This window comes from Blautia wexlerae (assembly GCF_013300825.1).
Lineage (GTDB): Bacteria > Bacillota > Clostridia > Lachnospirales > Lachnospiraceae > Blautia_A > Blautia_A wexlerae_B.
This window is the reverse complement of record NZ_JAAIMY010000010.1, coordinates 26315-51851: the sequence shown is the minus strand read 5'-3', so window position 1 is coordinate 51851 and position 25537 is coordinate 26315. Positions and strand designations below refer to the sequence as shown.

At 43.1% G+C, this 25537-nt stretch carries 22 protein-coding genes; 20 read left to right on the top strand and 2 right to left on the bottom strand.

Going from position 1 to position 25537, the window contains the following annotated elements:
- Positions 1-126: 126 nt before the first annotated feature.
- Positions 127-858 carry a class I SAM-dependent methyltransferase gene (locus G4417_RS07095; RefSeq protein WP_173683123.1) on the top strand — a complete coding sequence of 244 codons (732 nt, stop codon included), beginning with the start codon at positions 127-129 and terminating at the stop codon, positions 856-858.
- Positions 859-889: 31 nt separating this feature from the next.
- Here G4417_RS07095 and G4417_RS07090 read toward each other — a convergent pair whose 3' ends face one another.
- Positions 890-1057: a hypothetical protein gene (locus G4417_RS07090; protein ID WP_173683122.1), complete on the bottom strand. Its 168-nt coding sequence runs from the start codon at positions 1055-1057 to the stop codon at positions 890-892.
- A 247-nt stretch (positions 1058-1304) separates the two neighbouring features.
- Between G4417_RS07090 and G4417_RS07085 the strand changes: the two genes are divergently transcribed.
- Positions 1305-2150: a S8 family peptidase gene (locus tag G4417_RS07085; RefSeq protein WP_173683121.1), complete on the top strand. Its 846-nt coding sequence runs from the start codon at positions 1305-1307 to the stop codon at positions 2148-2150.
- A gap of 126 nt (positions 2151-2276) precedes the next feature.
- Complete coding sequence (locus G4417_RS07080; protein WP_173683120.1) at positions 2277-3485, top strand: NADP-dependent isocitrate dehydrogenase; 1209 nt, start codon at positions 2277-2279, stop codon at positions 3483-3485.
- A 33-nt stretch (positions 3486-3518) separates the two neighbouring features.
- On the opposite strand, the gene G4417_RS07075 is transcribed toward G4417_RS07080, so the two are convergent.
- Entirely contained in the window at positions 3519-5426 is a 1908-nt protein-coding gene (locus G4417_RS07075) for an ABC-F family ATP-binding cassette domain-containing protein (RefSeq protein WP_173683119.1), read from the bottom strand.
- A 246-nt stretch (positions 5427-5672) separates the two neighbouring features.
- On the opposite strand from G4417_RS07075, the gene G4417_RS07070 reads away from it, so the two are divergent.
- From G4417_RS07070 to G4417_RS06990, 17 genes are all read left to right on the top strand, one after another.
- Positions 5673-6320, top strand: coding sequence for a redox-sensing transcriptional repressor Rex (locus tag G4417_RS07070; RefSeq protein ID WP_173683118.1), 648 nt, complete (start codon positions 5673-5675; stop codon positions 6318-6320).
- A gap of 147 nt (positions 6321-6467) precedes the next feature.
- Complete coding sequence (locus tag G4417_RS07065; RefSeq protein ID WP_173683117.1) at positions 6468-7967, top strand: NAD(P)H-hydrate dehydratase; 1500 nt, start codon at positions 6468-6470, stop codon at positions 7965-7967.
- Between the two features lie 154 nt (positions 7968-8121).
- Positions 8122-9273: an alanine racemase gene (alr, locus tag G4417_RS07060; RefSeq protein WP_173683116.1), complete on the top strand. Its 1152-nt coding sequence runs from the start codon at positions 8122-8124 to the stop codon at positions 9271-9273.
- Positions 9274-9462: 189 nt separating this feature from the next.
- Complete coding sequence (locus G4417_RS07055) at positions 9463-9810, top strand: type II toxin-antitoxin system PemK/MazF family toxin (RefSeq protein ID WP_173683115.1); 348 nt, start codon at positions 9463-9465, stop codon at positions 9808-9810.
- Between the two features lie 210 nt (positions 9811-10020).
- A complete protein-coding gene (locus tag G4417_RS07050) occupies positions 10021-11334 on the top strand; it encodes a hemolysin family protein (protein ID WP_243872090.1) in 1314 nt (437 codons plus the stop codon).
- A 41-nt stretch (positions 11335-11375) separates the two neighbouring features.
- Positions 11376-12104 (top strand): YebC/PmpR family DNA-binding transcriptional regulator, encoded by a 729-nt coding sequence (locus G4417_RS07045; protein ID WP_173683114.1) that lies wholly within the window; start codon positions 11376-11378, stop codon positions 12102-12104.
- A gap of 305 nt (positions 12105-12409) precedes the next feature.
- A complete protein-coding gene (locus G4417_RS07040; protein WP_173683113.1) occupies positions 12410-13393 on the top strand; it encodes a LacI family DNA-binding transcriptional regulator in 984 nt (327 codons plus the stop codon).
- A 64-nt stretch (positions 13394-13457) separates the two neighbouring features.
- Positions 13458-14345: a ribokinase gene (gene rbsK, locus G4417_RS07035; protein WP_173683112.1), complete on the top strand. Its 888-nt coding sequence runs from the start codon at positions 13458-13460 to the stop codon at positions 14343-14345.
- Position 14346: 1 nt separating this feature from the next.
- Positions 14347-14769 (top strand): D-ribose pyranase, encoded by a 423-nt coding sequence (gene rbsD / locus G4417_RS07030; protein ID WP_173683111.1) that lies wholly within the window; start codon positions 14347-14349, stop codon positions 14767-14769.
- A 46-nt stretch (positions 14770-14815) separates the two neighbouring features.
- Complete coding sequence (locus tag G4417_RS07025) at positions 14816-16300, top strand: sugar ABC transporter ATP-binding protein (RefSeq protein ID WP_173683110.1); 1485 nt, start codon at positions 14816-14818, stop codon at positions 16298-16300.
- On the top strand, positions 16300-17241 hold the full coding sequence (locus G4417_RS07020; RefSeq protein WP_173683109.1) for an ABC transporter permease: 942 nt from the start codon (positions 16300-16302) through the stop codon (positions 17239-17241). The genes G4417_RS07025 and G4417_RS07020 overlap by 1 nt, the downstream gene beginning before the upstream one ends.
- A 173-nt stretch (positions 17242-17414) precedes the next feature.
- Positions 17415-18359, top strand: coding sequence for a substrate-binding domain-containing protein (locus tag G4417_RS07015; RefSeq protein ID WP_173683108.1), 945 nt, complete (start codon positions 17415-17417; stop codon positions 18357-18359).
- 133 nt (positions 18360-18492) lie between these two features.
- Positions 18493-19275: a ClpP family protease gene (locus G4417_RS07010; RefSeq protein WP_243268886.1), complete on the top strand. Its 783-nt coding sequence runs from the start codon at positions 18493-18495 to the stop codon at positions 19273-19275.
- A gap of 211 nt (positions 19276-19486) precedes the next feature.
- A complete protein-coding gene (locus tag G4417_RS07005; RefSeq protein ID WP_117844409.1) occupies positions 19487-20374 on the top strand; it encodes a sulfide/dihydroorotate dehydrogenase-like FAD/NAD-binding protein in 888 nt (295 codons plus the stop codon).
- A complete protein-coding gene (gene gltA, locus G4417_RS07000) occupies positions 20374-21768 on the top strand; it encodes an NADPH-dependent glutamate synthase (RefSeq protein ID WP_173683107.1) in 1395 nt (464 codons plus the stop codon). The genes G4417_RS07005 and gltA overlap by 1 nt, the downstream gene beginning before the upstream one ends.
- A 171-nt stretch (positions 21769-21939) precedes the next feature.
- Complete coding sequence (locus G4417_RS06995) at positions 21940-22818, top strand: undecaprenyl-diphosphate phosphatase (RefSeq protein ID WP_173683106.1); 879 nt, start codon at positions 21940-21942, stop codon at positions 22816-22818.
- Positions 22819-22855: 37 nt separating this feature from the next.
- Positions 22856-25537 (top strand): FtsK/SpoIIIE family DNA translocase, encoded by a 2682-nt coding sequence (locus G4417_RS06990; RefSeq protein WP_173683105.1) that lies wholly within the window; start codon positions 22856-22858, stop codon positions 25535-25537.

Genomic DNA, 25537 nt, shown 5'->3' with positions numbered 1-25537 from the left:
ATGGTATAGTCTCCCTTTTATTACATTCTCTGAAAAGAGTATGTTTAAAGCAGCTTGGTGTGAGCAGAAACTTATGCTGTATCATATGGCACTGCTATAAAAAAAGAAAAATGGAGAAACAAAAAAATGAATGATAACGTAACAGTCTGCCTGGGGAAAGGCGGACAAAGAGAAATGGCAGAATCATTTGCCAGAAAGAACAATGTTCCGGTTATGGATAAACCGGGAGAGCATCTGACGGTAATGTTTGACTCCAGGGGCGTATCTCTTACCGGCTATGGGCTGACCTATCAGGGAGATTTTGAGGGAATGCTGCACAGGGTTACCAACGGAAGACTTTCCCATGAAATGCTGGTGCGTGCGGCCAAAGCTGAGGGAGAACATCTGAAAGCAATTGATGCCACTGCAGGTATGGGAGAGGATGGTTTTCTTCTTGCAGCATATGGTTATGAAGTAACGCTATACGAACAGAATCCGGTGATCGCCGCACTTTTGAAGGATGCTTTGCGGCGCGCCAGAAAGCATCCTGTATTAAAAGATATTGCCGCCAGAATGAAACTGGTGGAAGGTGACAGCGTGGAATGTATGGGGAAACTTATGGATCCCATAGATGTGATCTACCTTGATCCTATGTTTCCCAGACGGCAGAAATCCGGTCTGATAAACAAGAAGCTTCAGCTGATCCAGAAATTTGAACCTCCATGTTCCGGGGAAAAAGAACTTTTTGATGCTGCCATCAAAGCCGGACCTTCCAGAATTATCGTCAAACGTCCTCTCAAAAGCGTCTATCTTGACGGAAGAGAGCCTTCTTACATATTAAAGGGAAAGGCCATACGGTATGACTGTTATGTAATGTAGAGAATGTTAATTGGAAATCTGCAGCAGCCCGCTATTTTTCGGGGCTGCTGCAGTGTGTTTTTTTCCATTCCCGGATAAATTCCAGTTGTTCCTGATCTGAGATTTCCTGAGATGCAGCATCATTTCCGGCAGCTACACAGCAGAGCAGGACAAAGGTCTGAAAGAGTAGAAATACCAGTATTAATAATAATGCGGCCATGATTTGTCTCCTTAATAATTCCTTTTGATCCTGATATCAGTTTTTTAGACATCAGAAGTATCTGCATATCATGGAAGTTTTATACATTTTATTTACAGAGAAACAGAGATATGACAGCAGAAACTGCCGGACACGAAAATATAATCTTTCGAATACCTTAAAGTAAGACGCATTTGTTCACAATCTTTGCATCAATCTGGTGAACAGATGAAGATTTTATTATTCAGGTAATTCGGAGGATTTTTTTATGAAGAATTCAGATGATTCCGGGTATACGGGGAAGCATGTGGGTGTGTGCGTTCTGGATACCGGGATTTTTCCTCATATAGATTTCAAAGGAAGAATACTTGCGTTTCATGATTTTATCGGACATCGCATTAAGCCGTATGATGATAATTCCCATGGAACTCACGTATGTGGAATCATTGGCGGTGACGGCAGGGCTTCTGAGGGGCGCATCAGAGGAATTGCGCCGGAATGTGATCTGATCGTTCTGAAAGTGCTTGACAGAATGGGAAATGGCAGAAAAGAAGATGTGCTGCAGGCTTTTCGATGGATTCTGAAAAATAAGAATTATTACGGGATACGTGTGGTTAATATTTCTGTTGGAACCACCTGCAGGAGGGCAGAAGATCACAGGATTCTGATCAGAGGTGTGGAACAGTTGTGGGATGAGGGAATGGTAGTAATTGCTGCAGCGGGAAATCAGGGACCCGGGGCGGGAAGCGTAACAGCACCGGGGAGCAGTCGTAAGATCATTACAGTGGGTTCCAGTGACCTGCTTACAGGACGGACTGCCATATCGGGAAGAGGTCCTACATTTGAGTGTATCTGTAAACCGGATCTGGTCGCTCCCGGAAATCACGTACTTGCCTGTGCACCGGGAGCAGATAACGGATATGGGGTGAAAAGCGGTACTTCCATGTCTACGCCGCTGGTTTCTGGGGCAGCGGCACTGATGCTGGAGAAGAATCCGGAACTTACCAATGTTCAGATCAAGATGAAACTGAAAGAAAGTGCCAGAGATATGGGATTGCCAAAGAATCAGCAGGGCTGGGGCGAATTGGACCTGGAGCACTTTATGGAACTGTAAACAGAGTTAAAAGCAACAAATATTACTTTAGTTATTGCTTTAGTGCATAAAAGCATTGACGAACAGTCTGTTTTCCGCTATTATGATAGTTAATTTAGTGGATGAGAGCCAAAGAGGAGGATTAACATGAAAAAAATTCAGATGCAGACACCACTTGTGGAGATGGATGGAGATGAGATGACCAGAATTCTCTGGAAAATCATTAAAGATGAACTTCTTCTTCCATACATTGATTTGAATACTGAGTATTATGACCTTGGTCTGGAATACAGAAATGAAACAGATGACCAGGTAACTGTTGATGCGGCAGAAGCAACAAAGAAGTACGGCGTTGCAGTGAAATGTGCAACTATCACTCCCAATAAGGCAAGAATGGAAGAGTACACCTTAAAGAAAATGTACAAGAGTCCAAACGGAACCATCCGTGCAATCCTTGACGGAACTGTTTTCCGTGCACCGATTGTAGTGAAGGGAATCGAACCATGTGTTAAAAACTGGAAGAAACCAATCACTATCGCACGTCATGCTTACGGTGATGTTTATAAGAATACAGAAATGTATATTGACGGCCCGGGAGATGCTTATCTGGTATTCGAAGGTGCTGACGGACAGCAGAGAAAAGAGCTGATCCATCACTATGAAGGACCGGGTGTTCTTCAGGGTATGCATAATCTGGACGATTCTATCACAAGCTTTGCAAGATGCTGCTTTAATTATGCACTGGATACAAAGCAGAATCTGTGGCTTGGCGGAAAGGATACCATTTCCAAGATATATGACGGACGTTTCAAAGAGATTTTTGCAACCATTTATGAGAATGAGTTCAAGGACAAATTTGAGGCAGCAGGTATTGAATACTTCTACAGTCTGATCGATGATATCGTAGCGCGTGTTATGAAAGCGGAAGGCGGATTTATCTGGGCATGCAAGAACTATGACGGTGATGTTATGAGCGATATGGTCTCTTCTGCATTCGGTTCACTGGCTATGATGACTTCTGTTCTGGTATCTCCTCAGGGTTATTACGAATATGAGGCAGCTCACGGAACTGTACAGAGACATTATTATCGTCACCTGAAAGGGGAAGAGACTTCCACAAACTCTGTGGCAACAATCTTTGCATGGACTGGTGCTCTGAGAAAAAGAGGCGAACTGGACGGCAATAAAGAATTGATGGAATTCGCAGACAAGCTTGAGAAAGCAACTCTGGAGACGATCGAGAGTGGAAAGATGACGAAAGACCTTGCACTTATCACTTCTCTTGAAGATGTGACTGTGCTGAACAGCAAGGAGTTCATTCTGGCAATCAGAGAAAAACTGGATGAAATCTTATAATATCTTAAAATGAGAAAATGGGGAGAACCTGCATTACGCAAGTTCTTCCCATTTTTCATATAATTCTTCAAGTTCTTCGGTGATCGCAGCCTTCTCTTTGCTGAGCCGTGCACATTCTGCCACGTTTGTGCAGACATCCGGGAGAACCATGGTCTCGTCGATTTCCTTATCGCGTGTCTCCAGTTCTTCGATACGCGCTTCGACTTTCCTGAGCTCGTTTTCACGCTTTCTCTGGCGTGCCTGTTCTTCTTTCTGCTGCTGCCAGGAAAGTTTGTTATCAGATGCCTGTCTGGCTTCTGCTGCCTGAGCTGCTGCCGGAGCATATTTCTCGGTCAGTTCTTCTTTTTTCTCAAGATAATAATCGTAATCACCGATATAATTTACAACTGCCTGATTGGTGAGATCCAGTATTCTGGTAGCTGTCTGGTTGATAAAATATCGGTCATGGGAAACATAGAATACGGTTCCTGTATAACTGTTTAATGCTTCTTCCAGAATTTCCTTGGATGCGATATCCAGATGGTTGGTGGGCTCATCGAGGATCAGGAAGTTGGCTTCTGAGAGCATCAGTTTGGCAAGAGATACACGGCCTCTTTCTCCGCCGGAAAGAGCGGAGATCAGCTTAAATACATCGTCGCCTGTGAAAAGAAATGCTGCCAGCATGTTTCGAATCTCTGTTTCCGTAAGGGTCGGATAAGTATCTGAAATTTCCTCAAAGATAGTTTTTTCCATATGCAGGACATGATGTTCCTGATCATAATAGCCGATTTGGACCTTGGAGCCAAGAGAAAATCTGCCGCCGTCTGCATCGATCAGTCCGTTGATGATCTTTAACATGGTAGTTTTGCCTGTACCGTTGTTGCCGATGAGTGCAACACGTTCTCCTCGCTTGATTTCGAAGGAAATATTACTGAAAAGTGTCTGCCCCGGGAATGACTTGGAAAGATTTTCAACAGTAAGGACATCGTTTCCGCTGACAAATCTTGGTTCCAGAGAAATGCGCATCTGATTCTGGATTTCTACAGGTTTATCGATCCGCTGGATCTTATCCAGCATTTTCTCACGGCTTTCTGCACGCTTGATGGATTTTTCGCGGTTAAAAGATTTCAGTTTGGCGATAACAGCCTCCTGATGTTTGATATCTCGCTGCTGATTCAGGTAAGCTTTGTACTGAGCATCGCGCAGCTGGGCTTTTTTGAGAGCGTAGGCAGAGTAATTGCCACTGTACATACGCATGGTACCTGCTTCGATTTCCACAACTTTTGTGACGACCTTGTCAAGAAAGTAACGGTCATGGGATACGATAAATACAGCGCCCGGATAATTCAGCAGATAAGTCTCCAGCCAGGAAATACTTTCCATATCCAGATGGTTGGTAGGCTCATCAAGAAGGAGGATATCAGGGCTTGAGAGAAGCAGTTTACCGAGGGCTACACGGGTCTTCTGGCCGCCGGAAAGTGTTTCAATCTGGCGTTCGAAATCTTCTTCAGTGAAACCAAGACCTTTTAATACGCCCATGATCTCACTCTTGTATGCATAACCGTTCTCCAGTTCAAACTGATGGCTCAGTCTTGTATATGTGTTCATCAGGCTGTCCAGCGCATCTCCTGTGGTGGTTTTCATTTCCTGCTCCAGGGAACGCAGACGGTTTTCCATATCAATGATATGCTGTTTTGTGGAGATAAGTTCTTCGTAAATAGTATGGTGTCCGTGGATATCCTGGTACTGGGCAAGATATCCGATATTTTTGTCTTTGGCAAGAACCACATTTCCGGAGTCCGGTGAGATCTCGTGCATGATGATACGCAGCAGAGTAGTTTTGCCGGCACCGTTATTGCCGATGAGAGCTGCTTTTTCACGGTCTTCTATATGGAAACTGGCGTCTTCAAGGATAATCTTTTCGCCAAAGGATTTACAGATGTTTTGACATGATAAAATCATAGGAATTCCTCCGTTTGTAATTTGTCCGCGTATTATTATAATCGAAAATATCTGTTTTTGAAAGTATTTGCAGTAAAAAATATCTGTCAGATTTATATACGGATAAGAATATGCCATTCTGAGGTGTGTTTTAGAGCGTAATTGATAAAAAACGCAGAAATATTTGGGCAAAAAGTACAGATTTAATTTGACAATAAAATAACATCTGGGTATAATTGACATAGACAAATTAAGGAGGGTAAATTTGTGGAAGCTAAAGAAATTTCAAAGGCGGTAATTAAGCGTCTTCCACGCTACTACCGTTACCTCGGTGAGCTGATGGAAGAGAATGTAGAGCGTATATCTTCCAATGATCTCAGCAAGAAAATGCATGTGACAGCTTCCCAGATTCGTCAGGACTTAAATAATTTCGGTGGTTTTGGTCAGCAGGGTTACGGCTATAATGTACGCTATTTGTATACAGAGATCGGCAAGATCCTTGGGCTGGATACTGTACATCCGATGATTATTCTGGGTGCCGGTAATCTGGGGCAGGCACTGGCTAATTATGTGGATTTTGAGAAACGCGGCTTTAGGCTGGTTGGTATTTTTGATGTGAATCCTGTTCTTGAGGGAATCGCAGTCCGTGGGATTGAGATTCAGATGTTAAGTGATCTTCCTCTGTTTCTGAAGGAGAATGAGGTTGAGATCGCGATCCTGACTCTTCCAAAGAATAAAGCCAAGGAGATGGCGAAGATTTTAATTGATAATGGAATTAAGGCAATCTGGAATTTTGCACATATTGATCTGGATGCTCCGGAGGATGTAATGGTAGAGAATGTACATCTTTCAGAGAGCCTTATGACTTTATCCTATAATCTGAGTGAATACAGGAAGGAACACGAAGGAATGTAAGGGATAACTGTGAAACACAAGGCTGTGGTCATCTGATCACAGCCTTTCTGTTATAGCATTCCTGACTGTTTAGTACCTTCATGATTACTGTAGCAATTCTATTGAAAATCGCCTACGGCGATAGAAGTTCCAACAGGAGGTGAACAGATGAGAGAGGTTGTAACTGCGGATGAGATGAAGGCACTGGATCATAATACGATTCAGAAAGCCGGACTCCCATCCCTGGTGCTTATGGAAAGAGCGGCATTAAAGACAGTAGAGGAGATCATGCAGCGGCTAAAGGACAGGGGAAAAGAAAAAATCCTTGTAGTCTGCGGAACAGGCAATAATGGTGGAGACGGACTTGCAATTGCCAGGCTGCTTCATCTGCAGGGCATCAGAACCTGGTATTATGTTGCAGGTAAGGAAGAAAGAATGACTGCAGAGACTGCGGGGCAGCTTCGAACTGCGGAGTATTATCAGGTTCCGCGTGTGCATAACCTGAAATCGGATGAATATACTACTATAGTAGATGCCATTTTTGGGGTTGGACTGAGCAGACCTGTGGAGGGAAAGTATGCGGAACTGATCAGTGCAATGAACCAGACATCTGCGTATAAAGTGGCTGTGGATATCCCATCTGGAATTGACTCAGATACCGGATTTGAGAAGGGGATTGCTTTTCAGGCAGATCTTACGGTCACGTTTGCTTTTCGCAAAAGAGGGCTGTGTTTTTATCCGGGACGCATGTATGGCGGTGAGATCATCGTTGCGGATATTGGGATTTATCCCATACCCGGAGAGAAGATTTGCATGCATCATCTGGAACAAAGAGATCTGGAGATGCTTCCGGAGAGAGTTCCATACGGAAATAAAGGAACATTTGGAAAGGTTCTCCTTGTGGCAGGCAGTGAGGGAATGTGCGGAGCAGCATATCTGAGTGCTGCTGCCGCTCTGAAAAGTGCTGCGGGAATGGTAAAGATCCAGACTGTGGAAGCAAATCGGATTCCGCTGCAGACATTGCTGCCGGAAGCTATGGTCACCTGCGATTTTGATGAGAAAAAGAATCAGGAAATGTTCGACTGGTGTGATGTGGCAGTGATCGGTCCTGGTCTTGGAACCAGTGCACAGAGCAGGGAAAGAGCCCAGTGGTTTTTGTCAGAGGCTGCCCGGTGTAAAAAAACAGTTATCCTGGATGCAGATGGCCTGAACCTGTTGTCAGTTCATGAGAGCTGGAAACGTTTTATCGGAGAACATGTTATCCTGACGCCGCATATTGGCGAGATGAGCCGTCTGTGTGGAAAGGGGATCAGTGAGATCCAGGATTGTCTGGCACAGACTGCGGCAGATTATGCAAAAGAATCCGGTGCGGTCTGTATTTTGAAGGACGCCTGCACAGTGGTGGCAGATGCTTCCGGAGAAATGTATCTGAATCTCTCAGGAAATGCCGGAATGGCTACTGCCGGAAGCGGAGATGTGTTAAGCGGTGTGCTTGCAGGGATACAATGTATGTATCTGGCTGCCGAGAAGAAACTTTCGCCTGTTATGCTGGCAGCTCTTGGAGTGTATGTTCATGGACTTGCAGGTGATCAGGCAGCCGGGAAAGTGGGGCAAAGAGGAATGACAGCAGGAGATATCATCCGTTTTTTGCCGGAAATACTGAGATAATATCCCGAAGCGTGTTTGAAAAATCATTCCCGCAAATTGTGACGCACATCTTGCGTAAAGCCTTTTTCAGACATATTCCAGTACATCATTAGAAACAGCGGGATTGGGAATGGTCCGGGGATATCAATATATAAAATAACAGAGGAAAATTATTATGAAGAAAGATAGCAGAGTTAAAGCAATTATTTCACTGGATGCTGTAGAGCATAATTTCCGGGAAATGAGAAAGAATATTGCAGAAGATACAAAGATGATCGCAGTTATAAAGGCTGATGCTTACGGACACGGCGCAGTACCTGTCGCGCATCTGATCGAGGATTATGATTATATCTGGGGATTTGCAGTTGCAACTGCAGAAGAGGCAATTCATCTGCGTGAAGCCGGGGTTACAAAACCAATCCTGATCCTTGGAATTGTTTTTGACGAATTTTATCCTGAACTTGTCCGTTATGATATCCGTCCTGCAGTGTGCGAGTATGAGGAGGCGAAGAAGCTTTCCAAAGAAGCGGTTTTGCAGGATAAAACTGTACATATCCATATTGCGCTGGACACAGGAATGACCAGAATCGGTTTTGCAGATACACCGGAAAGTGTAGAAGAAGTTAAAAAGATTTCCGAACTTCCAAATCTTGAGATCGAAGGTATGTTTACTCATTTTGCAAGGGCAGATGAGTATGACAGAAGTCCGGCTATGGTACAACTGAAACGATATCAGGATTTTTCCCGACGTGTAGATGAGGCCGGAGTGGAAATTCCTCTGCATCACTGTTCTAACAGTGCAGGTATCATCCGTGTGCCTGAAGCAAATCTGAGTATTGTCCGTGCAGGTATTACGATTTATGGAATCTATCCTTCTTCTGAGGTGGAGAGAGACATTGTGAAGCTTGCACCTGTAATGGAACTTAAAAGTCATGTGACTTATGTAAAAGATGTTCCGGCAGGGGCTGCGATCAGTTATGGCGGCACTTATGTGGCAGATAAGAAGCTTCGTGTGGCTACTATCCCTGTGGGTTATGCAGATGGTTATTCCAGACAGCTTTCCAATAAAGGCTGGGTTCTGATTCATGGGAAAAAAGCTCCGATCCTTGGAAGAGTCTGTATGGATCAGTTCATGGTGGATGTGACTGAGATTGATGATGTTAAGAAAAACGATGAGGTAACGCTTATTGGCAGAGATGGTGATGAATTTATCAGTATTGAGGAAATCGGGGATCTCTGCGGTAGATTTTCCTATGAATTTGCCTGTGATATCAGTCCCCGTGTTCCGAGGGTTTATATCAAAGACGGGAAAGAAATCGAAGTATAACATAATATGAAAGAAAAATGAGATAAACTGCTGCCTACGAAATGAACAGTAACTCTGAGACTGCGAAGGAAGGAGCAGGCAGCAATGTTTTTATATACCACGCATGTATACACAAGAAAAAGATGGAAATACTTTATTCTAAAACAAGGTTTCTTTTATGAAACCGGAAAGAATCGGAGTGTGAATTGTGTGGTAATTAAAAGAGGGGATATATTTTATGCAGATCTTCGCCCTGTGGTGGGGAGCGAACAGGGCGGAATCCGACCGGTCCTTATCATTCAGAATAATGTTGGCAACCGGCACAGTCCTACAGTGATCTGTGCTGCTATTACATCAAAAATGAATAAGGCTAAGCTTCCTACACATATTGAGATTAATGCGGAACTATACGGAATTGAAAAGGATTCTGTAATTTTGCTGGAGCAGCTTCGTACTATAGATAAAAGAAGACTGAAGGATAAGGTCTGCCATCTGGATGATGCGATGCTGGACAGGGTGAATCATGCACTTGAGATCAGTCTGGAGCTTACCTTTTAAAAAACTGTGTTTTCCGGATTTTATCGTAGAAGGTAAATTCGGCTGTCATTCGCTCTGCAAGTGGTAATGTGTTTTTTTACACAGGAAATTTACATTTTTTAGTGTGTTATAAGCTTTTGTTACATGGCAATATCTTGACGGATACAGGAGAAAGTGATATATTTTACCAGTAACTACGCGTATTCAATATGGAGGAGACTGATTAATATAATGGAAGATGGCAGTAGTATGCCCCTCTGGGGCTTATTTGTTTTGCTGTTGCTGCTGTGGCTGAATGGGATTTTTTACGGATTTGCCGCAGCACTGAGAAACATAAGTGAGAACGATACACAGAAGAAAGCAGAGGAAGGCGATAAAAAAGCACAGATGCTGATGGCATTGATCGACAAACCTGCACAGTTTGTCAATGCGATCCCGCTGATCGTAATGGCATGCGGTATCTGCTTTGGTACTTTTCTGGTTCCATATGCTGTGGATATATTTCATCCATACATAAAGCATGTGCCTGCACTGATCCTGGTGATGGCATTGTGTGTGATTTTTCTTGCTGCAATTGGTATTCTGACTTTTCGGCGGGTCGGTACCTACCATCCGGAGTCCTATGCGTATAAGTATCTGAAACTGGTACATTTCTGGGTAAAACTGCTGAAACCTTTTACTGTGTCTGTTACCTGGATCGCCAGACTGGCGGCAGTGCCTTTTGGCGTGGAGATAAACCGTACAGAAAAGGCAGTCACAGAAGAAGAGATTATTTCCATTGTGGGTGAGGCTCATGAACAGGGTGTCATTGAGGAGAATGAAGCGGAGATGATCCAGAATATCATATCTTTTAATGAGACAGAAGCTCATGATATCATGACTCACAGAAAGAATGTGGTAGCTTTTGATGAGGAGATATTGCTCAAGAATATGATCGATACCATGCTGGAAGAGGGGAATTCCCGTTATCCGGTATATGAAGAGAATATTGACAATATCAAGGGAATCGTTCATTATAAAGATGCGCTTAAATTTATGACTCAGAATCCATGGGCGAAATTCAAACCGCTGAAGGAATTGCCCGGAATTATCCGCCAGGCATCCCTGATCCCTGAGACAAGAGGAATCGGAGATCTTTTTCACACCATGCAGGCCCGGAAGATTCATATGGCGATTGTTGTAGATGAGTATGGACAGACTGCCGGAATTGTCACCATGGAAGATATTCTGGAGGAGATCGTCGGGGATATCCTGGATGAGTATGATGAGGATGAAATTACCATACGTGCACAGAAAGATAACAGTCTGATCATTGACGGACTCGCTTATCTGGAGGATGTGGAAGAGGAACTGGATGCAGATTTCGGTGATACGGAATTTGAGACGCTGAATGGTTATCTTACAAACATTATGGGACATATTCCCACAAATAAGGATATTGATACGACTATAAAAGCGATTGGATACTGCTTTACGATTTTGTCTGTTGGCAATAAGACTATAGGCAAGGTGAAGGTAGAGCGGGATAATAATGTTGCTGTATAAACAGCAGCAGATAAAAATAATTAACAAAAGGAGAAAGAAAGATGTCAGGACATTCAAAATTTGCGAACATTAAGCATAAGAAAGAGAAAAACGATGCAAAGAAGGGTAAGATTTTTACAGTAATCGGACGTGAGCTGGTTATGGCTGTTAAAGCCGGTGGTCCGGATCCAAACAACAACAGTAAGCTTCGTGATGTGATTGCAAAGGCAAAAGCAAATAATATGCCAAACGATACTATTGACCGTGGTATTAAAAAAGCTGCAGGCGCTGATTCCGCAGACAATTATGAGAAGGCAGTATACGAAGGTTATGGTCCGAATGGTGTTGCGATCATCGTTGAGACTCTGACAGATAACAAGAACCGTACAGCAGGTAATGTACGTAACGCATTTACAAAAGGTAACGGAAGCATCGGTACTCAGGGATGTGTGTCCTACATGTTCGACCAGAAAGGTCAGATCATTATCGACAAAGAAGAGTGCGAAATGGACGCTGATGAGCTGATGATGCTTGCTCTGGACGCGGGTGCAGAAGATTTCAACGAAGAAGAAGACAGCTATGAAGTACTTACAGCACCGGATGACTTCAGTGCAGTCCGTGAGGAAATCGAGAAATCAGGTGCGCCGATCGCAGAAGCACAGGTTGCCATGATCCCTCAGACATATGTAGATCTCACAGATGAGCAGGCTCTCAAGGATCTTCAGAGAACACTGGATCTGTTAGATGAGGATGACGACGTAACTGACGTTTGGACAAACTGGAACGAATGATTGAATAATATTGATTAATGAGAAAATGACCTTTTTGTATGTATGACTATAGCAATCCTCATAAATAATGCATTTAAGAGGATTGCTATAAGATAGCTGGCATATGAAAAAGGTCATTTTCTGTTATAGTATCTGAAAATTTATCAGTTATATTGTATAATTCTTTAACCTGAAATCTGTAATAAACGCCGAAAAGCATTTTTAACTGAAAATCACATTGACATTAATTGGGGAAATGGTATAATGAAACCATCTTGAAACGGGTTTCAAAAGAAAAAATACACAACAACAGGAGGCGAACAGGAATGACAAGTATTCGAGATGTAGCAAAACTGGCAGGAGTTTCTCCTTCTACCGTATCCAGAGTAATGAACGGAACAGCAAAAGTAGATGAAGAAAAAATGCAAAGGGTTTTAAATGCAATTTCTGAAACGGGTTTCAAACCTAATGAGGTTGCCCGCTCCCTGTTTAAGAAATCATCAAGGATCATCGGCGTGATTGCCCCGGATATTGAGAATCCATTCTTCACAGAAATGGCGAAGGTAATTGAAGGCGAAGCATATGCCCGGGGATACCGGATGACGTTGTGTTACTCTGAGAACAAACCTGAAAAAGAGAAAGAGAGTATCCGAATGCTTTCCAGAATGAACGCAGACGGAATTATTCTTATGACGAACAATGAGGAAATTGACGCGGAAGTTAAAGACTGCGGTATTCCGGTGGTGGCTGTGGACAGACGTATTCATGCAGATGGAGAAGTGGCTTTTGTGGAAGCTGACCATTATGAAGGTGGAAAGTTGGCAGCCAGACATCTGATCCAGTGTGGATGCAGAAATATCGTAAATATCTCCGGACCACAGAAGTATTCCAGTGCCAGAGACAGATATCGGGGATATGTAGATACCTGCAAACAGTACGGACGGGAAGTCCAGAACCTGGAATGTGAATACAGTTTTGATCAGGGACAGCTGGTGGCAGAGGAAATCCTGAATAGATATCCGGCAGTTGACGGAATCATTTCCTGTAATGATATGGTAGCGATTTCTGTGTTCAAAGTCTTGAGACATCACGGATATCAGATTCCGGAGGATGTGCAGATTATAGGGTTTGATAACGTGGCACTGGCACATCTGATAACACCGGAACTTACGACAATCCGACAGCCAATTGCGGACATGGGAAAGACTGCAGTACAGTGCATTATCAGTTATGCAACCGGAGGCAGAGTAATGCGGGTGAATAAATTTCCGGTAACTTTAATAAAAAGAGAAACAACAATTATGAAATAAGCATGTGTTGGTTTATGGAAAGCAACCGTCATATGATAAATATAAAAACAAGGAGGATGAGAATATGAAAATCTCAGTTATAGGAAGCATCAATATGGATCAGACAGTAACTGCAGAGAGAATTCCGTTGAAGGGAGAGACACTTCATGGTGACACGTTAAGTTACATTCCTGGCGGAAAAGGTGCAAACCAGGCAGTGGCAATGGCAAGACTCGGCGCAGATGTAGAGATGTTTGGCTGTGTTGGTGATGACAGTCATGGACAGGCACTGATCGATAACCTTGCAGAGAACGGGGTTAAGACAGGAAACATCAGAAAAATCGCAGGTGTACCAACAGGACTTGCAATCATCACAGTAGGTGAGAATGATAACACAATTATCGTAGTTTCAGGTGCGAATGGAAAGGTTGACTGCGAATATGTTGACAGTATCAAAGAAGATCTGCTGAAATCAGATTATGTGGTTCTGCAGCATGAGATTCCGGAAGCAACTGTAGAATATGTAGTAAATATCTGCCATGAAAATGGAATCAAAATTGTATTAAATCCGGCACCTGCAAGAGAAGTGAAAAAAGAAGTTCTGGAGAAAATAACATGGCTGACACCGAACGAACATGAAGCTAAAATATTATTTGGTGCAGATACAAGCACAGAAGAATTACTCAAAGCGTATCCTGAGAAACTTGTGATCACACTGGGATCTGACGGCGTGGCAGCGGCTAAGAAAGACGGTACAATTGTTCATGTGCCGGTTCGTCCTGCAAAAGTTGCAGATACAACAGGCGCAGGCGATACATTAAACGGTGCATTTTGTACCATGCTTGCAGAGAATGCTGATCTGGAGAGTGCACTCCGTTTTGCAAACACAGCGGCCAGTCTTTCCACAGAGAAGTTTGGAGCACAGACAGGAATGCCGACACGAGAAGAAGTTGAAAAGGAGTTAAATAAATAGCATGAAACGACTTGGAATTTTAAACAGTGATATCGCAAGAGTATTGGCCTATATGGGACACACAGATACTCTTGCTATCGGTGACTGCGGTCTGCCGATACCGGACACAACAGAGAGGATTGATCTTGCAATTGAATTTGGAAAACCTTCTTTTATGGATGTTTTGAAACCGGTTTCAAAAGATATGAAGATTGAGAAAATCGTGCTTGCTGAAGAAATTTGTGAGCAGAATCCGGAGATGCTTGAAGAAATTGAACAGTTATTTAAAAAAATCGAGCAGGAAACAGGACAGAAAATAGAAATTGAATTTGTTTCACATACAGAATTAAAGAAGAGAACAGAGAATTGTAAAGCAGTAATCCGCAGCGGAGAAACTACTCCTTATGCAAACATCATCCTGCAGTCCGGCTGTATTTTCGGATAGAAAAGAAGACAGTGAGACTGCTAATAAATAAAAGGGGGCAAAAGTAATGCGAATTGAGATGCGTGGGATCGATAAATCATTCGGTTCCAACCAGGTACTGAAGCAAGCTGGCTTCACACTGGAGAGCGGCGAAGTTCATGCACTGATGGGTGAGAACGGAGCCGGTAAATCAACTCTGATGAAAATTCTAACAGGTGTTTATACCAAAGATGCAGGAACTGTGCTTGTTGACGGAAAAGAAGTAAATTACAAGAATCCGCAGGAAGCTGAGAAAGCAGGAATCGTCTTTATCTACCAGGAGTTAAACGTTATGTTTGATCTGACAGTAGAAGAAAACCTGTTTATGGGAAAAGAAATTCATGGAAGATTCGGAATCTGCGACAAGAAAGCGATGCAGAAAAAAGCACAGGAAGCACTGAATATTCTGGGAGTGAATATCTCTCCTAAGACAGTTATGGCAGAGCTTTCTGTAGGACAGCAGCAAATGGTAGAGATCTGTAAAGCACTGATGGCGGATGCAAAGGTTATCATTATGGATGAGCCAACAGCTGCATTGACACAGAGTGAAACAGCAGCATTGTTCAAGGTTATTGAATCTCTGAGAAAGAAAGGTGTGTCCATGGTGTATATCTCACACCGTATGGAGGAGATTTTTGAACTGTGTGACAGAATTACGGTTCTGAGGGATGGCTCTTATATTGGTGTGAAAAACATTCCGGAAACAAACATGAATGAGATTGTCAAAATGATGATCGGACGTGAGATTGGTGAGCGTTATCCGTCCAGGAATGTAAAAATCGGCAAAGAGGTTTTGAAAGTAAAAGGACTGACCAGAAAGGGGACATTCCATGATGTAAATTTCTCTGTACGCGCAGGGGAAGTGCTTGGAGTTTCCGGCCTGATGGGGGCAGGAAGAACGGAAATCATGCAGGCAATCTTTGGAAATCTTTCTTATGAGAGCGGTACCATTGAAATTGACGGAAAAGAGGTAAAGATTTCCAATCCCCGTCAGGCAATGGAGCATGGAATTGGATTTATCACAGAGGACAGAAAAACAGAGGGGCTGATGCTTGATAAGAGCATCCGGGAGAATATTTCTCTTTGTAATCTGAGACGTATTTCCAAATCATCTGTAATTTCCAGAGAAGCAGAGAAGAACATGGTGGCAGAAGCAATCAAAGACCTGCACATCAAATGCTTTGGAGCATATCATGAATGTAACAATTTAAGTGGTGGTAATCAGCAGAAAGTTGTTCTTGCAAAATGGATCCTTACAAATCCAAAGATATTGATTCTGGATGAGCCTACCAGAGGTGTGGACATCGGAGCAAAGAAAGAGATTTACAGTATTATCAATAAACTGGCAGCACAGGGAGTTGCAATCATTATGGTATCTTCAGAACTGCCGGAAGTACTTGGAATGAGTGATAATATCATGGTTGTCCGTGAGGGCGAAGTAAGAGGAATCATTTCCTATGAGGAAGCAAATCAGGAAAGAGTAATGACATTGGCTACGGGAGGTACAATTTAATGGAAACTAAGAAAAAAAGCGTATCTGAATACGTTCAGGAATATGGTGCATTTATTGCATTGATCGTTCTTGTTGTGGGAATAGGCATCGTAAGTCCGGAATTCCGCACATGGAGTAACTTTTTGTCACTGTTAAGACAGTCTTCTATTAATGGATTTATTGCATTTGGTATGACGTGTGTAATCCTGACAGATGCGATTGACCTGTCTGTTGGTTCTATTTTAGGGTTATCCACTGCACTCTGCGCAGGAATGATCGCAAGTGGATTTCCGGTTGTACCGGCAATGATTCTTGCGCTGATAATTGGAACAGGTCTTGGCCTTGTCAGTGGTGTCCTTGTTACAAAAGGCCGCCTGCAGGCATTTATCGCAACTCTTGTTACAATGACTGTTTACCGTGGACTGACTATGATCTTTATGGATGGAAAACCAATTTCCAATCTTGGTGACAGCTTTGCACTGAAATTGGTAGGAAAAGGAAACATATTCCGCATTCCGATTCCTGTAATTCTTTTTGTACTTGCGTTTATTGCATTTTATTTTATGCTGAACAAAACAACATTTGGAAGACGTATCTATGCAACAGGAAGTAACAGCAAATGTGCACGTCTTGCTGGTGTTGACATTGACAAAACAAAGATCATAGTTTATGGAATTTCAGGTTTCATGTCTGCTCTTTCCGGTCTGATTCTTCTTTCCAGATTGAATTCCGCTCAGCCTACCCTGGGTGACGGATATGAAATGGATGCTATCGCAGCAACAGCTCTTGGTGGAACCAGTATGAGCGGTGGACGTGGTAAAATTCAGGGAACACTGGTCGGTGTTTTGATCATCGCAGTTTTAAATAATGGTATGAATATTCTTGGTATTTCTTCTTACTATCAGGATGTAGTAAAAGGTATCGTCATTCTGATCGCCGTACTTTCTGACAGAAATCGTTAATCAGAACATAAGAAAATTACATATTCAGGCTGCTGAGGGGATAAGAACAGCAGTCTGGGTACATCAAGCGGATATTATAAGCAAGTTCCTGTCCATTGTGTTTATTGTTTTTTCGAAGTTGGAGCAAGGGGACTTACTTTATCCGGTTAATAATATACAGGAGGGATTTCGAAATGAAAATAAAGAAGATCGTAGCTCTGACAGCTGCGTGTGCAATGTTATCTTCCACAGCAGGATGCCAGATTATTACTATTGACGGCGAGGGAACAGCTGAAGTTGGTGAAAATGGAGTCGTAGGAAACGGAGCAATTGGATTGTCCGTATCTACATTAAATAACCCGTTCTTTGTAAGCCTCGCAGAGGGTGCACAGGCAGAAGCAGAAGAAAAAGGTGCAGAACTGATCACGGTTGATGCAGGTGATGATGCTGCAAAACAGACCAATGACGTAGAAGACCTGATTTCCAGAAATGTATCTGTTCTGATCGTAAATCCGGTAGACTCTGATGCAGTCGCTCCGGCAGTAAAGGATGCGATTTCGAAAGGTATCAAGGTTATTTCTGTAGACCGTGTTGTGAATGGTGTTGATGTAGACTGCCAGATTGCATCTGATAACGTAGCAGGTGCAAAAATGGCAACAGAGTATCTGGTAGAAACGATTGGTGAAGGTACACCGGTAGCGGAACTTCAGGGAACAACCGGAGCTTCCGCAACTATAGACAGAGGTGCAGGTTTCCATGAAGTAGCTGATGAGAAACTGGATGTAACAGGAAGCCAGACAGCAGATTTTAACCGTGCAACAGGTATGACTGTTATGGAGAACTTACTTCAGGCAAATGGTTCTATCAAAGGTGTATTTGCACATAACGATGAGATGGCACTTGGTGCCTTAGAGGCAATTGCTGCAACCGGAAAAGATATTGAGATTGTCGGATTTGATGCTACAGATGATGCGGTTGCTGCTGTAAAAGCGGGAAAAATGCTTGCAACAGTCGCGCAGCAGCCAGACCAGATGGGTAAAACAGCTGTAGATACAGCAATTACTCTGGCAGAGGGAGAGACAGTTGAGAAGTCTATTCCTGTAGAAGTAAAACTGGTTACCAAGGACAGTGCGGAATAAAATAAAAAAAATTAGTACATAATACCTCCAGGAATAAAATCTTGGAGGTATTTTTATGCGGGATATTATAAAAGATTATGGAAAATCAGAAACAGAAAAAAGAGAGCTGGGAGTTTTGGATGAATATGCGGAAATGTGCAGATACCAAAATGAGCGGCAGAGAAAAAATGATGAAGATTTTTCAGATGAAGATCTGACTGTGGATGAACAGGAGAACATAGATTCAGGAAAAGAGCAGAATCTGAAAAGAGAAAATACACAAAATGAACAGATAAAAGAGATGGGGCAGGTAGTTCTTGACAGTAATTCCAGAAAGCATAAAGTGGAACTTCTGACGATTATCGGGGAAGTGGAAGGCCATGAGTCAGCACCATCTCATTCAAAAACAACCAAATATGAACATGTGCTGCCGAAACTTGCGATTATTGAAGATGATGAGGAAATTGAAGGACTCCTGATTTTGCTCAATACAGTCGGGGGAGATGTGGAGGCTGGACTTGCCATTGCAGAGATGATCGCGTCATTGAGTATTCCTACGGTATCACTGGTTCTGGGTGGCGGTCATTCCATAGGAGTTCCCATGGCTGTTTCTGCTGACTATTCTTTTGTAGTCCCAAGTGCGACTATGGTGATACATCCGGTTCGTTCCAGTGGTATGTTTATTGGTGTGACACAGACATACCGGAATATGGAAAAAATTCAGGATCGTATTACAACATTTATCTCCGAACATTCCAAAGCATCCCAGCAGCGCCTGGAAGAACTGATGCTGGACACAACTCAGCTGGTGAAAGATGTGGGAACCATGCTGGAGGGAAAGGAAGCGGTAAGGGAAGGCTTGATTGATGAAGTTGGAGGAATTAAAGAAGCACTGGCAAAATTATATGAACTGATAGAAAAAAATGATTACAAATAAACTGTTGGAATAAAATACGATATTGTAAATAGGACTAATATAGTCCGAAAATATTGTTTAATATAAAAAACGAAATTAGTTGTTGAGACAATAGAGAGAATTTGACTGCAAAAGATAAAAATTTCTTGCCCGTATTATAAATCAACCCTTGCCATATGTCAGATTTTGGCGTATTATTATTAAAGGTTTATTATTTGCGAGGAGGAAAACCATGTATAAGATTTTAAAAGCTGAGACACTGGCAGCTAAGATCCATCTTATGGTTGTACACGCACCACGTGTTGCAAGCCATTGCCAGCCAGGACAATTTATTATTGTAAAGATGGACGAGAAAGGTGAGAGAATTCCGCTTACCATTTGTGACTATGACCGTGAAGAGGGAACGATTACAATCGTATTCCAGGAGATCGGTGCATCTACCATTAAGATGTCTGAATTAAAAGCAGGAGATTCTTTCCGTGACTTCGTAGGACCTCTTGGATGTCCATCTGAGTTCGTTCACGAAGATATTGAAGAATTAAAGAAAAAGAAAATGGTATTTGTTGCCGGCGGTGTTGGTACAGCACCTGTTTATCCACAGGTTAAATGGCTGCATGAACACGGTATCACAGCAGATGTTATCCTTGGCTCCAAGACAAAGGATATGGTTATTCTTGAGAAGGAACTTGGTGAAGTTTCCAATCTGTATGTTACAACAGATGATGGTTCCTATGGACGTTCCGGTATGGTTACCAAGACTCTTGAGGATCTGGTAACAAATGAAGGCAAACACTATGATGTCTGTGTAGCGATCGGACCGATGATCATGATGAAATTTGTCTGTCTTCTTACCAAAAAGCTTGGCATTCATACAATTGTCAGCATGAATCCTATCATGGTTGACGGAACAGGTATGTGCGGAGCATGCCGTCTTCAGGTTGGCGATGAGATTAAATTTGCATGTGTAGACGGACCGGAATTCGACGGACATCTTGTTGATTTCGATCAGGCTATGAAGAGAAGCCAGATGTATAAGACTGAAGAGGGACGTGCATTACTGAAACTTCAGGAAGGTGATACCCATCATGGCGGATGCGGACATTGTGGAGGTGACAAGTAATGGCAGATGCAAAGATGTTAAAGAAAGTTCCTGTAAGAGAACAGGATCCGAAGGTACGTGCAACAAACTTTGAAGAAGTTTGTCTTGGATATAATCAGGAAGAAGCAATGGAAGAAGCACAGAGATGCTTAGGCTGCAAGAAACCGAAATGTGTGGAAGGCTGCCCGGTATCCATCAATATTCCAGGATTTATTGAACAGATCAAAGAAGGAAAGATCGAAGAAGCATACAAAGTGATCGGATTATCTTCCGCGCTTCCGGCTATCTGCGGACGTGTATGTCCTCAGGAATCCCAGTGCGAGGGTAAATGTATCCGCGGAATCAAAGGCGAAGCCGTTTCTATCGGCAAACTGGAGAGATTTGTTGCAGATTATGCTCTGGAGCATGACATTAAACCGGCAGGAGCAGAAGTGAAGAACGGACATAAGGTTGCAGTTATCGGTTCCGGTCCTTCCGGACTTACCTGTGCAGGTGACCTTGCGAAAGCAGGATATGATGTAACTGTATTCGAGGCTCTTCATGAACTTGGCGGTGTTCTTGTTTACGGTATTCCGGAGTTCCGTCTGCCTAAACAGAAAGTTGTTAAGAAAGAGATCGAGAAAGTTAAAGAATTAGGTGTTAAATTCGAGACTAACGTAGTTATCGGTAAGTCCACAACAATCGATCAGCTGATCGAGGATGAAGGATTTGAAGCTGTATTCATCGGTTCCGGTGCCGGACTTCCAATGTTCATGGGTATTCCGGGTGAGAATGCAAGCGGTGTATTCTCTGCCAACGAATACCTTACAAGAAGCAACCTGATGAAGGCTTTTGATGATTCTTATGACACACCGATCGCAGCTGGTAAGAAAGTAGCAGTTGTAGGCGGTGGTAACGTTGCTATGGATGCAGCAAGAACAGCTTTAAGACTTGGTGCTGAAGTACATATCGTATACAGAAGAAGTGAAGCAGAACTTCCTGCACGAGCAGAAGAAGTTCATCATGCTAAAGAAGAAGGAATCATTTTCGATCTTCTTACAAACCCGAAGGAAATCCTTGTTGACGAGAATGGCCATGTAAAAGGTATGAAGGTTGTTAAGATGGAACTTGGCGAGCCGGATGCTTCCGGAAGACGTCGTCCGGTTGAAATTGCAGGATCCGAGTATGACATGGATGTAGATACAGTTATCATGTCTCTTGGTACTTCTCCTAACCCGCTTATTTCTTCTACAACTAAAGGTCTTGAGATCAATAAGAGAAGATGTATCGTTGCTGAAGAAGAAACAGGCAAGACATCCAAAGACGGCGTATATGCCGGTGGTGATGCTGTTACAGGTGCAGCTACTGTTATTCTTGCCATGGGTGCTGGTAAAGCCGGTGCCAAAGGTATCGATGAATATCTTAAGAATAAATAATAATTGAGAATATAACTCATATATGTCCAGACACAGGGTTCCTGGCTGTTTTACAGCCAGGGGCTTTTTTGTTGTCAACTATCAGCGAGTGTGATATAATAACAGTAATTGTCAGGAAACAGAACAGATAAAGAACCTGACGGAATGATCAATAGAAAAGGAATCAGTTTTATGATAGTTGTATATTTGATTTTATTAGCTGTCATTCAGGCTGTGACGGAGTTTCTTCCTGTCAGCAGTATGGGACATCTGTGTATACTGGAACAATATATGGGAATCAGCCATGAAACCGGATTACTGCCGGAAGCAATCCTTCATCTGGGAACTGCTGCAGCAATCATCTTTCTGTTTCGCAAAGATCTTAAGAAGATCGGGTTGGGGCTTCTTGGAATGTTTATGGATATTCTTGGCAATCTGAATCTTTATATCCATAATAAAAGGACAGGTGCGAGACTGGGTTATGCGAGGATAGTGACGGGAACATATCGGAAGCTTGGCGCATTGCTTGCGGTTTCCATGATCCCTACGGTACTTCTGGGACTTACAGGAAGACGCCTGGCTCTTCTGTCAGCAGAATCGCAGATCGTGCCGGGAACAGGTTTTTTGCTTACGGGTATATTTCTTCTGGTGACAGATCTGGGCAAACCGGATGGTAAGAAAGGACCGAAAGAGGCTTCCTATGACAGTGCCATGTGGATTGGTATCTGCCAGGGACTTGCAGTTTTTCCGGGGATTTCCAGAATGGGATTTACTTTATGTGCTGCACTTTTATGCGGATATAGCCGTAAATTTGCAGTACGTTTTTCTGTGTTTATGAGTCTGCCTGCGATCGTGGGTGCTTTTTTTACGGAAATCGGAAATTTTGGTGCTTCTGAAATGACGGCAGGACTTGGATTTGCATATATATTTGCAATGATCATAGCCGGATTTGCAGGATGCCTTGTCATCCGAAGTACACTTGCCATGGCACAGAACGTAAAATTGCGATATTTTGCATATTACTCATTTGCAGCCGGTATTATTGTACTGGTATTGAATTATGCCCTGTAGGGGAGATTACGAGAAGATTAAGGAAGGGAGCCTTGTAATGGCAGCATCAAAAAATAAAAAGACCGGACATTCGGGGAGAAATACGAAAAAAGCGACAGCTATGGAGCAGGAGGTCGGAAGATTTCAGACAGAGATTATAGTGTTTGTGATTTTGGCTGCATGTGTGATCTTAATGGCAAGCAATTTTGGAGCAGGTGGTTTTGTAGGAGATGCGATCAGTAATTTCTGTTTTGGGTTAATGGGATTGATGGCATATTTGTTTCCAATCGTGTTTTTCATTGGAGCGGCATTTATTCTGATCAATAAAACCAACCGTCTGGCATATAAGAAGCTTGCAGCAGCGTTTGTAATGTTTCTGTTTTTGTGTGGAGCGGCACAGCTTCTTACAGACGGATATATGCAGAGTACAACTTTGATGGATTATTATGCATTAAGTGCGGACTATAAGACCGGCGGTGGGCTGATCGGAGGTGCGATCTGTATTTCCATTACATCTGCCTTTGGTACGGTTGGCGGATATGTAATCATTATACTGGCATTTGTTGTCTGCATGATCATTATCACACAGCATTCTCTGTTGGATTTTGTGACACTTCTGGTCATTAAGATATGTGATTTTGTAAAAGACGGACGTACACGGTATGTACAGGGACAGCCTGAACGCGAGATGCGCAGAGAAAAACGTGCCCGGGAACGCCAGCTTATGAGAGAACAGCGGCGTGAGGAAAAGATCCGCAGACTGGAGGATGAGATCGGAGATGATGAATTTTCGGATGATGACGATTTTCTTCTGGATCCTTCAGAAGCAAAGAAGATGAAGAAAGGCGGATTTCTGGAAGGTACCAAACTGACAGGATATTCCGAAGAGAAGCCAAAGAAGAAGGATAAGCTCCTGAAAAAGAAAACAGATACTGCCAAAATGACAGCAAAAACAGAAGAAAATATAGACGATTCCGGCGATACCGACAATACAAATGAAGAATCTGCCGACAATACAGGCAAAAAGCAGGAGGAAACCGACGGAAAATATGCCGGCACTCCAATGAATTTTGAGATTCACAGGGCAGAGGATACAGTCACAGATACATATGAGGCAGACAGCGAACCACAGCAGGAAGAGGAGGAAGAACTGCTCCCTTTTCCGGAGGAGAAGGTGACACGGCAGCCTTCAAAGAACCCTAAATCTTCTGAAAAGGAGATACAGAGCGGAATTGTAAATATTCAGCATGAGATCACCAGACAGGAAGCAGCCGTAAAAAAAGAATATAAATTTCCGACCTTAAATCTGCTTAAGAAAGGAAGCAATAAATCACAGGGAGATTCTGATGCATATCTGCGCAAGACAGCACAGAAGCTGCAGGAGGTACTTCACAATTTCGGAGTGAATGTAACTGTTACAAATGTAAGCTGCGGACCGACGGTTACCCGTTATGAGCTTCAACCGGAAATGGGCGTAAAAGTCAGTAAGATTGTCGGTCTTGCCGATGACATCAAGCTGAATCTTGCAACTCCTGATATCCGTATTGAAGCACCAATCCCGGGTAAAGCAGCAGTAGGGATTGAGGTTCCCAATAAAGAGAACAGTACAGTTATGCTCAGAGATCTGCTTCAGTCAGAGGAATTCCAGAAGGCAAAATCAAAGCTTTCTTTTGCTGTAGGAAAGGATATCGCAGGCAAGACCGTAGTTGCGGATATTGCCAGGATGCCTCATCTTCTGATCGCAGGTGCAACCGGTTCCGGTAAATCAGTATGTATCAATACACTGATCATCAGTATTCTGTATAAAGCAAATCCGGATGAGGTAAAGCTTATCATGATTGACCCTAAAGTGGTAGAACTGAGCGTATATAACGGGATTCCCCATCTGTTTATCCCGGTTGTCACAGATCCGAAGAAAGCAGCCGGAGCATTAAACTGGGCTGTGCAGGAGATGACAAACCGTTACAATACATTCGCAGAGTATGGTGTCCGTAATCTGAATGAATATAACAAAAAAGCAGAACAGATCAGGGAGGCCGGGGGAGCTGAAGAAGAACCTGTAAAGATGCCGCAGATCATAATTATCGTAGATGAGCTTGCAGATCTTATGATGGTTGCGCCCGGTGAAGTGGAAGATGCGATCTGCCGTCTGGCTCAGCTTGCACGTGCGGCAGGTATTCATCTGATCATCGCTACACAGAGACCGTCTGTAAATGTTATTACAGGTCTGATCAAAGCCAATATGCCTTCCAGAATTGCTTTCTCCGTGTCTTCCGGTGTAGATTCCAGAACAATTCTGGATATGAACGGAGCCGAAAAATTACTTGGAAAAGGTGATATGCTTTTCTATCCCCAGGGATATCAGAAACCTGCAAGACTGCAGGGGGCTTTTGTGTCCGATGATGAAGTCAGTGCGGTGGTAGAATTTCTTGCAGATAAGAATCCGGGAGCTCAGTATAACCAGCAGATTGAGCAGCAGGTAAATTCTCCGGTAACCGCAGTGGGTACGTCCGGAGATGACAGAGATGTACATTTCGAAGAGGCAGGTAAATTTATCATAGAGAAAGAGAAGGCTTCTATTGGAATGCTGCAGAGAATGTTTAAGATCGGTTTCAACAGAGCGGCAAGAATTATGGATCAGCTCTGTGATGCAGGAGTAGTGGGACCGGAAGAAGGAACGAAACCGAGAAAAGTTCTGATGTCTATGGAGGAGTTTCAGGATTATCTGGAAAACCAGTAA

What these genes read in the sequence shown, in the direction of transcription:
- G4417_RS07075 (WP_173683119.1), bottom strand. Translation starts at nt 5,426, where the DNA reads ATGATTTTATCATGTCAAAACATCTGTAAATCCTTTGGCGAAAAGATT.
- G4417_RS07005 (WP_117844409.1), top strand. Translation starts at nt 19,487, where the DNA reads ATGTATAAGATTTTAAAAGCTGAGACACTGGCAGCTAAGATCCATCTT.
- G4417_RS07090 (WP_173683122.1), bottom strand. Translation starts at nt 1,057, where the DNA reads ATGGCCGCATTATTATTAATACTGGTATTTCTACTCTTTCAGACCTTT.
- G4417_RS07040 (WP_173683113.1), top strand. Translation starts at nt 12,410, where the DNA reads ATGACAAGTATTCGAGATGTAGCAAAACTGGCAGGAGTTTCTCCTTCT.
- G4417_RS07080 (WP_173683120.1), top strand. Translation starts at nt 2,277, where the DNA reads ATGAAAAAAATTCAGATGCAGACACCACTTGTGGAGATGGATGGAGAT.
- gltA (WP_173683107.1), top strand. Translation starts at nt 20,374, where the DNA reads ATGGCAGATGCAAAGATGTTAAAGAAAGTTCCTGTAAGAGAACAGGAT.
- G4417_RS06995 (WP_173683106.1), top strand. Translation starts at nt 21,940, where the DNA reads ATGATAGTTGTATATTTGATTTTATTAGCTGTCATTCAGGCTGTGACG.
- alr (WP_173683116.1), top strand. Translation starts at nt 8,122, where the DNA reads ATGAAGAAAGATAGCAGAGTTAAAGCAATTATTTCACTGGATGCTGTA.
- G4417_RS07010 (WP_243268886.1), top strand. Translation starts at nt 18,493, where the DNA reads ATGTGCAGATACCAAAATGAGCGGCAGAGAAAAAATGATGAAGATTTT.
- G4417_RS07020 (WP_173683109.1), top strand. Translation starts at nt 16,300, where the DNA reads ATGGAAACTAAGAAAAAAAGCGTATCTGAATACGTTCAGGAATATGGT.
- G4417_RS07065 (WP_173683117.1), top strand. Translation starts at nt 6,468, where the DNA reads ATGAGAGAGGTTGTAACTGCGGATGAGATGAAGGCACTGGATCATAAT.
- G4417_RS07095 (WP_173683123.1), top strand. Translation starts at nt 127, where the DNA reads ATGAATGATAACGTAACAGTCTGCCTGGGGAAAGGCGGACAAAGAGAA.
- rbsD (WP_173683111.1), top strand. Translation starts at nt 14,347, where the DNA reads ATGAAACGACTTGGAATTTTAAACAGTGATATCGCAAGAGTATTGGCC.
- G4417_RS07085 (WP_173683121.1), top strand. Translation starts at nt 1,305, where the DNA reads ATGAAGAATTCAGATGATTCCGGGTATACGGGGAAGCATGTGGGTGTG.
- G4417_RS07015 (WP_173683108.1), top strand. Translation starts at nt 17,415, where the DNA reads ATGAAAATAAAGAAGATCGTAGCTCTGACAGCTGCGTGTGCAATGTTA.
- G4417_RS07050 (WP_243872090.1), top strand. Translation starts at nt 10,021, where the DNA reads ATGGAAGATGGCAGTAGTATGCCCCTCTGGGGCTTATTTGTTTTGCTG.
- G4417_RS07045 (WP_173683114.1), top strand. Translation starts at nt 11,376, where the DNA reads ATGTCAGGACATTCAAAATTTGCGAACATTAAGCATAAGAAAGAGAAA.
- rbsK (WP_173683112.1), top strand. Translation starts at nt 13,458, where the DNA reads ATGAAAATCTCAGTTATAGGAAGCATCAATATGGATCAGACAGTAACT.
- G4417_RS07025 (WP_173683110.1), top strand. Translation starts at nt 14,816, where the DNA reads ATGCGAATTGAGATGCGTGGGATCGATAAATCATTCGGTTCCAACCAG.
- G4417_RS06990 (WP_173683105.1), top strand. Translation starts at nt 22,856, where the DNA reads ATGGCAGCATCAAAAAATAAAAAGACCGGACATTCGGGGAGAAATACG.